Below are 13,727 nucleotides of genomic sequence, written 5' to 3' on the forward strand. Positions count from 1 at the left end.
GGTGGGGGACAAGACCGCCCGCCGCCTATCGTGGGCGCATGACGGCCACCCCTCCCGACCGCGAGATCGAGTCCCTCGACGAGTTCGACCAGGTCGCCGCCCTCGGTTCGCTCGTCGGGTACCGGCTGCAGTCCCTCGACCTGACCACCCGCACCGCCGACCTGCTCCGCGCGGAGACGACCGCCGCGGTGTTCCTCGGCTGCCGGATGGAGCCGGACGCCGCCGCCAAGGTCCGCGCGGACGGCGCGCTGGTCTTCCCGCCCGTGCCCGATCTGCCCTTCGACCCGTACCGCGGCGGGCTGTACTCCCCCGGGGACCTCTTCACCGGCCTCGCGGACGGCGGTTACGAGGCGACGCCCGACGCCCTCGCCTACGCATGGTTCCAGCGGACCAAGGCCGACGGCGACATCTTCGCCTCGATGCTCCGCGCCGTCCACGACGACGCGATCTCCGACGCGCTCGACGAACTCCTCGCCGGCCAGGGCGTCGTGGGCGTCATGGGCGGGCACGCGATGGGCCGCGGCACGGACGCGTACGCCGGCGCCGCACGGCTCGGCCGCGAGCTGTCCCGTGCCGGGTTCACGGTCGCCACCGGCGGCGGACCCGGCGCGATGGAGGCCGCCAACCTCGGCGCGTACGCGGCTCCGCACCCGGACGGGATGCTGGAGGACGCGCTGCTGCTGCTCGCCAAGTCGCCGTCGTTCGCGCCGTCGGTGACCGACTGGGCGCAGGCCGCTTTCGAGGTGCGTCACCGCTGGCCGCAGGGCGGCGACTCGGTCGGCATCCCGACCTGGTTCTACGGTCACGAGCCGCCGAACGCCTTCGCGAGTCACCTCGCCAAGTACTTCGCCAACGCCACCCGCGAGGACGGTCTGCTGGCCCGGTCCAACCAGGGTGTGATCTTCCTGCCGGGCGCCGCCGGCACCCTGCAGGAGATCTTCGACAACGCGACCCCGAACTACTACGAGTCCCGCGGCGAGCCGACCCCCATGGTGCTGGTGAACCGGTCCCACTGGACGGAGCATCTGCCCGCCTGGCCGCTGCTGCGGTCACTGGCGCGCGGCCGGTCGATGGAATCGCGGATCGCGCTCGTCGACTCGGTCGAGGAGGCGCCGGGCGCCCTGCGCCGGCTGCTCGACGCCACGCCCGTCCCCGAACAGCCCGCCTAAGGCCCGTCCGCCCCGAGGACCACCACGTCGTCGGCGGCGAACACCACGCCCACCGTGTCGCCCTCGGCCGGCGCCTGGACCAGCGAGCACTCCGCCTCCAGTTCAGGCCCGTCGTCCGGCCGCAGCCGCACCGCGACGTGGCTGCCGCGGAAGGTGCGGGACCCGACCGTGCACCGCAGGCCCTGCGTGGGATCGGTGAGCCGTACGCCGTCGGGCCGTACGAGGACCGTGCGCGCGCCCTGTGGTGAGCCGTCCGGCACGGGGATCTTGCCCCACACCGTGTCGGCGGCCGTGCCGACGACCGTCGCGGCCACCACGTTGTCGAAGCCGAGGAAGCGGGCGACGAACTCCGACGCGGGCCGCTGCCAGACCTCCAGCGGAGTCCCCGCCTGCGCGATCCGCCCGTCGCGCATGACCGCGACACGGTCGGCGAGCGCGAAGGCCTCGCCCTGGTCGTGGGTGACGGCGAGCACCGTCGTGCCCAACCGCCCGAACAGCCCGCGCAGTTCGACGACGAGCCGTTCCCGCAGCCCGCGGTCGAGTTGCCCGAGCGGTTCGTCGAGCATCAGGATCCTCGGCTCGGGCGCCAGCGCCCTGGCGAGGGCGACCCGCTGCTGCTCGCCGCCGGAGAGCGCCGCGACGGAGCGCCTGTGCGCGCCGGGCAGGCCGACGAGCTCCAGCAACTCGTCCGTCCGGCGGGCCTGTTCGCCGCGCCCGGCACCGTGCATCCGCAGCCCGAACGCGACGTTGCCGCCGACGTCCCGCTGCGGGAAGAGCTGGTGGTCCTGGAACATGAGCCCGACCCCGCGGCGGTGCACCGGCACCCCCGCCTGGTCTGCGCCGCCGAGCAGGACCCGGCCCGCGTTGATGTCCTGGAGCCCGGCGACCGCCCGCAGCAGCGTCGACTTGCCGCTGCCGCTCGGCCCGAGCAGGCACACGATCTCGTGCTCGGCGACCTTCAGATCCACCGTGTCGAGCGCGGTCCGGGACCCGAACCGTACGCTCACGCCCCGGAGTTCCAGCAATGTCATCAGAACTCCTCGGTCGTGGACTGGGTGCGGACGCGTTCGAGCAGGAGCAGCGCCACCGCGCACACCACCATCAGGATCGTGCTCAGCGCCATCGCCTGCCCGTAGTTGAACTCGCCGGGCCGGCCGAGCAGGCGGGCGACGGCGACGGGCAGCGTCGGGTTGTCGGGCCGTGCGATGAAGACGGTGGCACCGAACTCGCCGAGGGATACGGCGAACGCGAACCCGGCGGCCACCAGCAGCGCCCTGCGCACCAGCGGCAGGTCGACCTCGCGCCAGGCCCGCAGCGGGGACGCGCCGAGGACGGCGGCGGCCTCCCGCAGCCGTTCGTCCACGGCGCGCAGCACCGGCAGCATGGTGCGGACGACGAACGGCACGCCGACGAGTGCCTGCGCGAGGGGCACCAGGATCCAGGAGGCGCGCAGGTCGAGCGGCGGTTCGTCGAGGGTGATGAGGAAGCCGAAGCCCACGGTCACGGCGGAGACGCCGAGCGGCAGCATCAGCAGGGCGTCGAAGCCGCGGAACAGCCGGCCGGCTCTGCGGGTGAGCGCCGCCGCGGCGAGCCCGCCGACCGCGACCGCGATGGCCGTGGCGGCCAGGGCGTACCGGAGCGAGTTCCACACGGCGTCGATCGGCGGCACGAGGAAGGCGCCGCCGGCCGGGTCGACGGTGGTCAGCTCCCGGTAGTAGTCGAGCCCGTAGCCGGCCGGGGTGTCGAAGGAACGCTCCACCAGCACCGCGAGCGGCGCCAGCAGCAGGGCGGCCACGGTGGCCAGCACACCGCCGAGCAGGGTCCACTGGGCCGCGCCGCGCGGCCGTCGCGCGGTGCGGGCGGGGTCGGCGAGCCGCAGGGCGCTCTCGCGCCGCCGTACGGTCCAGGCGTGCACGGCGAGAACCACACCGACCGCCATGAACTGCACCATCGTCAGCACGGCCGCCGTCGTCAGGTCCAGGAAGTCGGCGGTCTGCCGGTAGATCTCCACCTCCAGGGTGGAGAAGGACGGGCCGCCGAGGATCTGCACGATGCCGAACGAGGTGAAGGTGAAGAGGAAGACCATCAGGGCGGCGGCGGCCAGTGACGGTACGAGAGCGGGGAGCGTCACCCGCCGCCAGGCGGCGAAGCGGCCGGCGCCGAGGACCCGGGCGGCCTCCTCCTGGCGCGGGTCGAGCTGCGACCAGAGGCCGCCGACGGTGCGGACCACCACGGCGTAGTTGAAGAAGACGTGCGCGAGGAGGATGGCCCACACGGTGGTGTCCAGCCGGACGCCCCACAGTTCGTCGAGGAGTCCGCCGCGGCCCAGCAGCGCCAGGAAGGCCGTGCCGACGACGACCGTCGGCAGCACGAACGGCACGGTGACCACGGCGCGCAGCAGCCGCTTCCCCGGGAAGTCGAGGCGGGCGAACGCGTACGCGCCGGGGAGCGCGATCAGCAGGGTCAGCGCCGTGGAGGCGAGCGCCTGCCAGGTGGTGAACCACAGCACCGACAGGATGTCCGGCCGGCCGAGGACCTCGCCGAACCGGCCGAACTGCCAGGCGCCGTCGGCGTGAAGACCCCGTCCGACGATCGCGGAGACCGGGTAGGCGAAGAAGACGGCGAAGAACGCGACAGGGCCGGCCATCAGGCCGAGCCGTGCCGCGTTCCCGCGCAGGGACGTCCTTACTTCACGACGAGCGAGGACCACGACCGGACCCACTGCTCACGGTTCTTCGCGATGGTGTCCGCGGCGACGGTCTCGGGCTTCTCGATCACGGCGCCGTGCTCGGTGAACAGCTCGGGCAGCTTCGCGTCCTCGACCACCGGGTTGACGAACATGTTCAGCGGCATGTCCTCCTGGAACTTCCTGCTGATCAGGAAGTCCAGCAGCGCCTTGCCGCCCGCCTCGTTCGCCGCGCCCTTGAGCAGGCCGGCGAACTCGATCTGGCGGAAGCAGGTGCCGCTGGCCACACCGGTCGGCGCCTCGGCAGGCATGGGGTATCCCCTGCTCGAAGAGCTTGGGGAAGGGTCGGAGTAGAGGACCTCGACGGGCGGGCTGGAGGCGTACGAGACGACGAGCGGGCGGTCGGCCCCCGCCTTCTTGCCCCCGGCAGAGCCGGAGAACTCCTCGTTGTACGCCTGCTCCCAGCCGTCGACGACCTTGACGCCGTTGTCCTTGAGCTTCTTCCAGTAGCCCTGCCAGCCGGACTCGCCGTACGCGCCGACGGTGCCGAGGAGGAAGCCGAGGCCGGGGGAGGACGTGGCGGCGTTCTCGACGACGAGCATGTTCTTGTACTCGGGCTTCGCCAGGTCGGCGAAGGTCTTCGGCGGCGCGAGCTTCTTGTCGGCGAAGAACTTCTTGTCGTAGTTGACGCAGATGTCGCCGGTGTCGACGGGCGTCACACGGTGCTTGTCGGCGTCGAGCTGCACCTCTTCGGCGACCCGGTCGAGGCCCTTGGCCTCGTGGGGCGTGAAGAGGTCGTTGTCGAGAGCGCGGGAGAGGAGGGTGTTGTCGACGCCGAAGAAGACGTCGCCCTGCGGGGAGCCCTTGGTGAGGATCTCCTTGTTGAGGGCGGTGCCGGCGTCGCCGCTCTTGAGCACCTTGACCGTGTAGCCGGTCTGCCGGGTGAACTCCTTGAGCACCGCCTCTGACGCGGCGAAGGAATCGTGGCTGACGAGGGTGACGGTCTTCGACTCGCTCCCGCCGCCGGATCCGGAGTCCTTGGACTCCCCTCCGCAGGCGGCGAGCGTCGTGATGCCGAGGGCGCCGACGAGTGCCGTGCCGACGGCACGCCGAAGCTGGCTGTTCATGATGATGCTGACTCCCTACGCCGGTATGACCCGGATCAGGTCCGAGGGTCTGCGGCCCGTGGCCGTGACGGCCTGCCGCACTCTCAGCGCTGTGGTGCGCTCCCCTGTCGGAATGTTTCGTTGTTCATTTGTGCGAATACACAGGGCACAGTATCAGCCATGGCCGACGGCCCTGAGGTCACCGCTCCTGCGCCGCCAGCTGCCCGCAGGCGCCGTCGATCTCCTGACCGCGGGTGTCCCGGACGGTGACCGGCACGCCGTGCGCGGCGATGGCCTCCACGAACGCCTTCTCGTCCTCGGGGCGCGAGGCCGTCCACTTCGAGCCGGGCGTCGGGTTGAGCGGGATCAGGTTGACGTGGACCCGCTTGCCCTTGAGCAGTCGGCCGAGGAGGTCACCGCGCCACGCCTGGTCGTTGATGTCGCGGATCAGCGCGTACTCGATGGAGATCCGGCGGCCGGACTTCTCCGCGTACTCCCAGGCGGCGTCGAGGACCTCGCGGACCTTCCAGCGGGTGTTGACGGGGACCAGGGTGTCGCGCAGCTCGTCGTCCGGGGCGTGCAGCGACACCGCGAGGCGGCACTTGAAGCCCTCGTCGGCGAAGCGGAGCATCGCCGGCACCAGGCCGACGGTCGAGACGGTGATGCCGCGCTGCGAGAGCCCGAGGCCGTCCGGCTCGGGGTCGGTGAGGCGGCGCACGGCTCCGACGACCCGCTTGTAGTTGGCGAGCGGCTCGCCCATGCCCATGAAGACGATGTTCGACAGCCGGGCCGGGCCTCCGGGGACCTCTCCGTCGCGCAGTGCCCGCATGCCGTCGACGATCTGGTGCACGATCTCGGCGGTCGACAGGTTCCGGTCGAGACCGGCCTGCCCGGTGGCGCAGAAGGGGCAGTTCATCCCGCAGCCGGCCTGCGAGGAGATGCACATGGTGACGCGGTCCGGGTAGCGCATCAGCACGGACTCGACGAGGGTGCCGTCGTGCAGGCGCCAGAGCGTCTTGCGGGTGGTGTCGTCGTCGCAGGAGATGTGCCGTACGACGGACATCAGGTCGGGCAGCAGCTCTCCGGCGAGCTTCTCGCGGGCCGCGGCGGGGATGTCGGTCCACTGCGCCGGATCGTGCGCGTACCGCGCGAAGTAGTGCTGGGACAGCTGCTTGGCGCGGAACGGCTTCTCGCCGATGGCGGCGACGGCCTCCTTGCGCTCCGCGGGCGTGAGGTCGGCGAGGTGCCGCGGCGGCTTCTTGGCTCCGCGGGGGGCGACGAAGGTGAGTTCTCCGGGAACTGGACGGGCCACGATTGAGCGTCTCCTCAGGACGACGAGGTCTGGCGTCCCCGCGTCGGCGGGGAGCACGGCAACGCGATGCCGAAGCCAGGAGACCTCACAGGACCGTCCCTGCGGCAGCAGGGACCACGTAGAAGGGCCCGCGGTGACCTGGACGCCGTCGGCCACGACGGCTCCCGGCTCGCGCGGGCCCTTCCAGCGTACCTGCTGTCTGTCAACCGCTTCCGACGAACAGGACCAGCAGCAGCCACACCACCGGGGCCGTCGGCAGGAGGGAGTCCAGGCGGTCCATCATCCCGCCGTGCCCGGGGAGCAGCGTGCCCATGTCCTTGATGCCGAGGTCCCGCTTGATCATCGACTCGCCCAGGTCGCCGAGCGTGGCGCTGACCGCGACCGCGAGGCCGAGGAGCAGCCCCTGCCACCAGGTGCCGCCGCCGACGAGGAACTGCATGCACAGCGCCCCCGCGGCCATCGCGAACGACACCGCGCCGAGCAGCCCCTCGCGGGTCTTGCCGGGGCTGATGCGCGGCGCGAGCTTGGTCCGGCCGAAGCGCCAGCCGACCGCGTACGCGCCGGTGTCGCTGACCACGGTCAGCAGCAGGAACGTGATCACCCGCTCCGGGCCGTCGTCCGCCGCCAGCATCAGCGCGACGAAGGTGGCCAGGAAGGGGACGTAGAACGCCGCGAAGATGCCGGCGGTGACATCCCGCAGATAGCCCTCCGGCGGTTCGGTCATCCGCCAGACCAGGACCGCGAGGGAGGTGAGCGCCATCGCGACCCAGGCGCCCTCCGCGCCGCGGACGTAACCGGCGACGACCATCGCCGCGCCGCCCACCGCGAGCGGGACGAGGGGCGCCTTGATCTGCTTGCGCTCCTCGAGGCGGGAGGTCAGCTCCCACAGACCGACGACGACGGCGACGGCGATCACACCGACGAAGACGGCCTTCACGAAGAAGAGCGAGAGGACGATCACCGCGCCGAGGCCGACGCCGACCCCTATCGCCGCACGCAGATCCCGGCCGGCCCGCTTCTTCTGCGGGGGCTCGGGCCGCGAGGGCGGCTGGGGGGTGGGCTCGCCCGGCGGCGGCGGGGTGGGCATGGGCTCCTGCGGCGTTTCGTCACGGAACAGGGGGCCGCCCAGTCGAGCGGCCCCCCGGTCACGGTCCTCGCGGTCTGCGCCGCGACGGTTGTCGGCGTCTCTGCCTGCGCCGGGGAAGTCCGGCACGATGGGCATGGGCCGCGTCTCAGATGTATACCGCGCGTCGTGCCCATCGTGGGCGGGACCCGCCGGGAGGGGCCCCTGCTCGGGCGGCGGCCAGGCGCCGGCGTATCCGGCGCCGTGCGAGGCCCCCCAGGAAGAGTCGTTCATCAGACCTCGAGCAGCTCGGCTTCCTTGTGCTTCAGCAGCTCGTCCACCTGCGCCACGTACTTCGCGGTGGTGTCGTCGAGCTCCTTCTCCGCACGGCGGCCCTCGTCCTCGCCGACCTCGCCGTCCTTGATCAGCTTGTCGATGGTCTCCTTGGCCTTGCGGCGCACGGAGCGGATCGAGATCTTGGCGTCCTCGGCCTTGGTCTTGGCGACCTTGATGTATTCCTTGCGGCGGTCCTGGGTCAGCTCCGGGAACACCACGCGGATGATGTTGCCGTCGTTGCTCGGGTTGACGCCGAGGTCCGAGTCGCGGATCGCCTGCTCGATGTTGCGCAGCGCGGTCTTGTCGAACGGCGTGACGACGGCCATCCGCGGCTCGGGAACGGAGAACGAGGCCAGCTGGTTGATCGGGGTCAGGGCACCGTAGTAGTCCGCCACGATCTTGTTGAACATCGCCGGGTGCGCACGTCCGGTGCGGATCGCGGCGAAGTCATCCTTGGCGACCAGGACGGCCTTCTCCATCTTCTCCTCGGCCTCGAGGAGGGTCTCTTCGATCACCACTTGCTCCTGCGTGTCTTGAGGTAGGCCCGGCTCGTACCACTGGGCCGGCGGAACCTGCGTCGCGTGTTGCCTGCACGGTGTCCGACCGGCAGGACTTTGTCCATCCCTCTTGGGACGCCCCGGATCAGGCCCGGGTGCCCCGGTCGCTCACGAGCGTGCCGATCTTCTCACCCTTGACGGCCCTGGCGATATTGCCTTCGGCGAGGAGTTCGAAGACGAGGATCGGCAGGGCGTTGTCGCGGCAGAGGGTGATCGCGGTGGCGTCGGCGACCTTGAGGTTGCGCGACAGCACCTCGCCGTACTCCAGCGCGTCGAACTTCACCGCGTCCGCGTTGGTCTTGGGGTCGGAGTCGTAGACCCCGTCGACGCCGTTCTTGCCCATGAGCAGGGCCTCGGCGTCGATCTCCAGGGCCCGCTGCGCGGCGGTGGTGTCGGTGGAGAAGTACGGCATGCCCATACCGGCGCCGAAGATGACCACACGGCCCTTCTCCAGGTGGCGCACGGCGCGGAGCGGGATGTACGGCTCCGCGACCTGGCCCATGGTGATGGCGGTCTGGACGCGGGAGTCGATGCCTTCCTTCTCCAGGAAGTCCTGGAGGGCGAGGCAGTTCATGACCGTGCCGAGCATGCCCATGTAGTCGGAGCGGGCCCGGTCCATGCCGCGCTGCTGCAGCTCGGCCCCGCGGAAGAAGTTGCCTCCGCCGATGACGACCGCGATCTCCGCTCCGTCGCGTACGACCGCGGCGATCTCGCGGGCGATGGCGTGTACGACGTCGGGGTCGACGCCCAGGCCTCCGCCACCGGCGAACGCCTCACCGGACAGCTTCAGCATGAAGCGGCCGGACTTTTTGCCGTGGTTGTCGTCGCTCTGTGCGGCGCCCTGATTCATGGGGATCTCCTCGTGCACATACGAAGAAGGCCATTGCCAGTGGGTCCTTGCGGTTTCCCGTACGGCAATGGCCTCCTCGTCAGATCTGCGATCGCCGGGCGCGTACGCCGACGACTGCTTCAGACCCTACCGGGGTCCGGTGTCCGTCGCGTACGGACTCAGATGCCGACCTTGATGCGGCTGAAGCGCTTCAGGGTGACACCGGCCTCGTTCAGCACCTGCTGAACCGTCTTCTTGTTGTCCAGCGCGTACGGCTGGCCGAGGAGGGTGGCCTCCTTGAAGAAGCCGTTGACGCGACCCTCGACGATCTTCGGGAGCGCGGCCTCGGGCTTGCCCTCGGCGCGCGTGGTCTCCTCGGCGACGCGACGCTCGGACTCGACGACCTCGGCCGGGACGTCCTCGCGGGAGAGGTACTTCGGGGCGAAGGCGGCGATGTGCTGCGCGACGCCCTTGGCGAGGTCCGCGTCGGCCTTGTCGAGCTCGACCAGGACACCGATCTGCGGGGGCAGGTCGGGCATGGTGCGGTGCATGTAGGCCGCGACGTAGGCGCCGGAGAACTGCGCGAAGCGGTCCAGGACGATCTTCTCGCCGAGGTTGGCGTTGGCCTCGTCGACGTACGCCTGGACGGTCTTGCCGGCCTCGATCTCGGAGGCAAGCAGCGCCTCGAGGTCGGCCGGGGCGGTCTTGGCGACGTGCGCGGCGAGCGCGCCGGCGACGGCCTGGAACTTGTCACCCTTGGCGACGAAGTCCGTCTCGCACTTCAGCTCGACGAGCACACCGGAGGTGTTGTCGTCGGCGATCAGGGAGACGACGGCGCCGTTCTCGGCGGAGCGGCCCTCGCGCTTGGCGACGCCCTTCTGGCCCTTGATGCGCAGGGCCTCGACGGCCTTGTCGACGCTGCCGTCGGCCTCGTCCAGCGCCTTCTTGCAGTCCATCATGCCGGCGCCGGTGAGCTCGCGGAGCTTCTTCACGTCAGCGGCGGTGTAGTTCGCCATGTCCTTGAATCTCTCTCGAAGGTCGAAAGTCGAAGATCTACGGGTGAGCGGCGGGGCCGGTGCCTGCTGGCACCGCCCCCGCCGTCAACTACCGAACCGGTGAGGTCAGGCCTGCTCGGCGTCCGCGGCCGGCTTCTCGGCCTCGGCGGCCGGGGCCTCGGCAGCGGGAGCCTCAGCGGCCGGGGCCTCAGCGGCGGGGGCCTCGGCGGCAGGCGCCTCGGCGGACTCGCCCTCGGTGGCGGCCTCGTCGCCGTCGGCCTTCTTCTCGCCCTCGAGGAGGTCACGCTCCCACTCGGCGAGGGGCTCGCCGGCGGCCTTCTCGCCCGGCTTGGAGTCGCCGGTGGCGGCGCCGGAACGGGCGATGAGGCCCTCGGCGACGGCGTCGGCGATCACGCGGGTGAGCAGGGTGACGGAGCGGATCGCGTCGTCGTTGCCCGGGATCTTGTAGTCGACCTCGTCCGGGTCGCAGTTGGTGTCGAGGATCGCGACGACCGGGATGTGGAGCTTGCGCGCCTCACCGACGGCGATGTGCTCCTTCTTGGTGTCGACGATCCAGACGGCGCTCGGCACCTTCTGCATCTCGCGGATACCACCAAGGGTCTTCTCCAGCTTCGCCTTCTCGCGCGAGAGGACCAGGAGCTCCTTCTTGGTGAGGCCGGAGGCGGCCACATCCTCGAAGTCGATCTGCTCGAGCTCCTTGAGGCGCTGCAGACGCTTGTAGACGGTGGAGAAGTTGGTGAGCATGCCGCCCAGCCAACGCTGGTTGACGTACGGCATCCCGACGCGCGTCGCCTGCTCGGCGATGGCCTCCTGGGCCTGCTTCTTGGTGCCGACGAACATGATGGAGCCGCCGTGGGCGACGGTCTCCTTGACGAACTCGTAGGCGCGGTCGATGTACGACAGCGACTGGAGCAGGTCGATGATGTAGATGCCGTTGCGCTCCGTGAAGATGAATCGCTTCATCTTCGGGTTCCAACGACGGGTCTGGTGACCGAAGTGGACGCCGCTTTCCAGCAGCTCCCGCATCGTGACGACGGCCATGGCCGTATCTCCTTGTTTTTCTCGGTTATGTCCTGACGCCCCGACGCGCCGTGCCACAAGGGACCGAGGAGCGCGGCCACCAGACCGGGTGAGGGTGTGGTGGCGGGGCGTGCGAAGTCGACCCGGTGACCCGGATCGCCAGAAGAAGTGTACGGGACCGCCGACCTACCGGGTGACGGCGCTGTCCACAACGGGACCGTTGTCCACAGAACCGGACCATGATCAGCGGGCGGAGCGCGGTCTGCGGGACGGTTCCGTCCATGAACCGTACGTTTTGCGTGGGCGTGACAGCGAGGGCTCGGGTGGTGGTCGTGGCTCGGGCCGTGGCCTGGCGGGTGGTGCTGCTCGTCGTGCTGCTGCTCGCCGCCCTGCCCGCGTCGGCGGCCCGGGCCGCCGACGGCGAGGCGCGGAGCTGGCCCGTCGGGGCGCCACGGCCGGTGGTGGTGCGTGGGTGGGAGCCGCCCAGCTCTCCGTACGGGCCGGGGCACCGCGGTGTGGACCTGGCAGCGGCGGCCGGCGCCCCCGTACGAGCCGCCGCCGCGGGCACGGTCTCCTTCGCCGGGTCCGTGGCGGGCCGGGGCGTGGTGTCGATCAATCTCACCGGTACGGGTGACCCGCCGCTGCGCACCACGTACGAACCGGTCCGTCCGCTGGTCGAGGAGGGCGCCGAGGTGCGGGCCGGCCAGACGGTCGCCGTCGTGGAGCCGGGGGCCTCGCACTGCGCGGGATGTCTGCACTGGGGGCTGCGCCGCGGCGCCGCGTATCTGGACCCGCTGACGCTGCTGCCGCCCTGGATGCTGCGCCGGCCGCCCTCCCGGCTGCTCCCGGTCTTCGGCGTACCGGAACCGACGACGGCGCGAGCCGCGGACGCTCGGCCGGGGCTCGTCGCACGTCCGGCGGCCGCCGCAGGAACCGGCGGAGCCGCCGGAGCGGTGCACGCCGGGCTGCTGCTGCTCGTCTGCCTGGCGGCGCGTCACGCCCTGCGGCGACCGGGCAGAGCCGTTGCCGGCGCCGCGAGGACACCGCCGGTCAGCCCCGTACGCCCCGGAGCACCATCGCGACCGCCGCTTCCGCGATGGCGTCGGGCTCCTCGGCCGCGCCGAGCTCGATACGGCGGACCGCCGCGTCCACGACGCCCTGCAGCAGCATCGCGGTCAGCCGGGGCCGTTCCTGGCCCAGTTCGCCGAGCGCCTCGACGATCATCGCGATCAGACCGCCGTGCGCGGCCCGGATCTTCTCGCGGGCGCCCGCCTCCAGCTCGCTGGCCGAGATCGCGACGACGGCCCGGTGCCGCCGGTCCCCGACCAGCTCGAGCTGGCTGCGCACATACGCCTCGACCTTGCCCTCCGGCGTCTCGGCCCGTCCCATGGCGGCCTCCACCTCGGCCGCCCAGACCGGGAAGTCCACCGCGCAGAGCTCTTCGACGACCGCGGCACGCGAGCGGAAGTACTCGTACACGGAGGACCTCGCCAGGCCGGTGCGCTCCGCGAGGGCGGGGAAGGTCAGCGCCTCCGTACCGCCTTCGGACAGGAGGGAGCGCGCGGCGTCCAGCAGGGCGCTTCGCTGCATCGTCCGGTGCTCGGCCACGGAGGCCGCTCGAATCCTTGGCACGCCCCCACTTTACGGATGCCGCGCCGGCGATCCCAGAGTCACCGGCCGGTCACCGTCCCACGTCGGCCAGCTTCGCCCGCAGTTGCAGCACCGACTTGGTGTGGATCTGGCTGACCCTGCTCTCCGTGACGCCGAGGACATGCCCGATCTCGGCCAGGGTGAGGCCCTCGTAGTAGTAGAGCGTGACAACGGTCTTCTCGCGGTCGGGCAGGGTGTTGATGGCACGGGCGAGAAGCCTGCGCAGTTCGCGGTCCTCCGCCACCTCCACCGGGTTGTCGGCCGCGGTGTCCTCGAGCGTGTCCATGAGGCTGAGGCTCTCGCCGCCCTCGCCGCCGCCGTGCAGCAGCTCCTCCAGGGCCACCACGTTGGCGAGCGACAACTGGCTGAAAACAGCGTGTAGTTCCTCGACAGCGACGCCCATCTCCGCGGCGACCTCGCACTCGGAAGGAGTACGCCGCAACTGCGCCTCGAGCGTCGCGTACGCCCGCTCGACGGCCCGCGCCTTCTGCCGCACCGACCGCGGGATCCAGTCCAGCGCGCGCAGTTCGTCGATCATCGCGCCGCGGATCCGGGTGATGGCGTACGTCTCGAACTTGATCGAGCGGTCGATGTCGAACTTCTCGATCGCGTCGATGAGTCCGAAGACCCCGGAGGAGACGAAGTCCGCCTGCTCGACGTTGGACGGCAGGCCCACACTCACCCGGCCTGCGACGTATTTGACCAGCGGTGAGTAGTGCAGGATCAGCTGTTCCCGCAGCCGGTCGTCACCCGTGGCCTTGTACGACCGCCACAACTCCTCGAGCGACGAGGGTGCGGCGGGCCGCACGGCGCCACGGGCAGCGGGTGGCGCTGCCGCGCGGTCAGACCCGGAGGTGTGCTGGGGCATGCGTTGCCTTGAGCCGTTCTGCTGTGAGGGGAGCGGGGAGGGGCCGCCTGGGCCCGGAATCCGGTGAGCGTAGCGTGACTGGACGGTCGCGGTGGGCGAAGGCGGGCGACAGGAA

General features: G+C 71.0%; 12 protein-coding genes, 1 pseudogene and 1 riboswitch. Of the genes and pseudogenes, 2 read left to right on the forward strand and 11 right to left on the reverse strand.

What is annotated here, in order from left to right:
- Window positions 1-38 precede the first annotated feature (38 nt).
- Window positions 39-1,169, forward strand: a complete 1,131-nt coding sequence (locus ACFYOP_RS10210; protein ID WP_356895661.1) for an LOG family protein — start codon at window positions 39-41, stop codon at window positions 1,167-1,169.
- Here the strand turns inward: ACFYOP_RS10210 and ACFYOP_RS10215 are convergent.
- The 9 genes from ACFYOP_RS10215 to rpsB all read right to left on the reverse strand — a co-directional run bounded on the left by ACFYOP_RS10215 (window position 1,166) and on the right by rpsB (window position 11,115).
- Window positions 1,166-2,200, reverse strand: coding sequence for an ABC transporter ATP-binding protein (locus tag ACFYOP_RS10215; RefSeq protein WP_356895659.1), 1,035 nt, complete (start codon window positions 2,198-2,200; stop codon window positions 1,166-1,168). The genes ACFYOP_RS10210 and ACFYOP_RS10215 overlap by 4 nt on opposite strands.
- Complete coding sequence (locus tag ACFYOP_RS10220) at window positions 2,200-3,816, reverse strand: iron ABC transporter permease (RefSeq protein ID WP_356895657.1); 1,617 nt, start codon at window positions 3,814-3,816, stop codon at window positions 2,200-2,202. The genes ACFYOP_RS10215 and ACFYOP_RS10220 overlap by 1 nt, the downstream gene beginning before the upstream one ends.
- A gap of 38 nt (window positions 3,817-3,854) precedes the next feature.
- Window positions 3,855-4,982 carry a thiamine ABC transporter substrate-binding protein gene (locus ACFYOP_RS10225; RefSeq protein ID WP_356895655.1) on the reverse strand — a complete coding sequence of 376 codons (1,128 nt, stop codon included), beginning with the start codon at window positions 4,980-4,982 and terminating at the stop codon, window positions 3,855-3,857.
- A riboswitch (TPP riboswitch) is annotated at window positions 4,978-5,098 on the reverse strand. It overlaps the preceding gene by 5 nt.
- 62 nt (window positions 5,099-5,160) lie before the next feature.
- Window positions 5,161-6,273, reverse strand: coding sequence for a 23S rRNA (adenine(2503)-C(2))-methyltransferase RlmN (rlmN, locus tag ACFYOP_RS10230; RefSeq protein ID WP_356895653.1), 1,113 nt, complete (start codon window positions 6,271-6,273; stop codon window positions 5,161-5,163).
- A 202-nt stretch (window positions 6,274-6,475) separates the two neighbouring features.
- On the reverse strand, window positions 6,476-7,630 hold the full coding sequence (locus ACFYOP_RS10235) for a phosphatidate cytidylyltransferase (RefSeq protein WP_356895651.1): 1,155 nt from the start codon (window positions 7,628-7,630) through the stop codon (window positions 6,476-6,478).
- The gene (gene frr / locus ACFYOP_RS10240) at window positions 7,630-8,187 is read right to left on the reverse strand and encodes a ribosome recycling factor (RefSeq protein WP_005311329.1); all 558 of its coding nucleotides are present in this window, start codon (window positions 8,185-8,187) and stop codon (window positions 7,630-7,632) included. Before frr ends, ACFYOP_RS10235 begins: the two co-directional genes overlap by 1 nt.
- Window positions 8,188-8,314: 127 nt before the next feature.
- The gene (gene pyrH, locus ACFYOP_RS10245; RefSeq protein ID WP_037776247.1) at window positions 8,315-9,079 is read right to left on the reverse strand and encodes a UMP kinase; all 765 of its coding nucleotides are present in this window, start codon (window positions 9,077-9,079) and stop codon (window positions 8,315-8,317) included.
- 158 nt (window positions 9,080-9,237) lie between these two features.
- On the reverse strand, window positions 9,238-10,074 hold the full coding sequence (gene tsf / locus ACFYOP_RS10250) for a translation elongation factor Ts (RefSeq protein WP_356895648.1): 837 nt from the start codon (window positions 10,072-10,074) through the stop codon (window positions 9,238-9,240).
- Between the two features lie 105 nt (window positions 10,075-10,179).
- Entirely contained in the window at window positions 10,180-11,115 is a 936-nt protein-coding gene (gene rpsB / locus ACFYOP_RS10255; RefSeq protein ID WP_356895646.1) for a 30S ribosomal protein S2, read from the reverse strand.
- 260 nt (window positions 11,116-11,375) lie between these two features.
- Here rpsB and ACFYOP_RS10260 point away from each other — a divergent pair.
- Window positions 11,376-11,963 (forward strand): annotated as a pseudogene (locus ACFYOP_RS10260) (peptidoglycan DD-metalloendopeptidase family protein); the annotation flags it as partial.
- A gap of 181 nt (window positions 11,964-12,144) precedes the next feature.
- Here the strand turns inward: ACFYOP_RS10260 and ACFYOP_RS10265 are convergent.
- Complete coding sequence (locus tag ACFYOP_RS10265; RefSeq protein WP_356895784.1) at window positions 12,145-12,702, reverse strand: TetR/AcrR family transcriptional regulator; 558 nt, start codon at window positions 12,700-12,702, stop codon at window positions 12,145-12,147.
- 73 nt (window positions 12,703-12,775) lie between these two features.
- The gene (whiG, locus tag ACFYOP_RS10270; protein ID WP_356895644.1) at window positions 12,776-13,612 is read right to left on the reverse strand and encodes an RNA polymerase sigma factor WhiG; all 837 of its coding nucleotides are present in this window, start codon (window positions 13,610-13,612) and stop codon (window positions 12,776-12,778) included.
- Window positions 13,613-13,727: the final 115 nt, after the last annotated feature.

Source organism: Streptomyces sp. NPDC006294 (assembly GCF_042870895.1).
Lineage (GTDB): Bacteria > Actinomycetota > Actinomycetes > Streptomycetales > Streptomycetaceae > Streptomyces.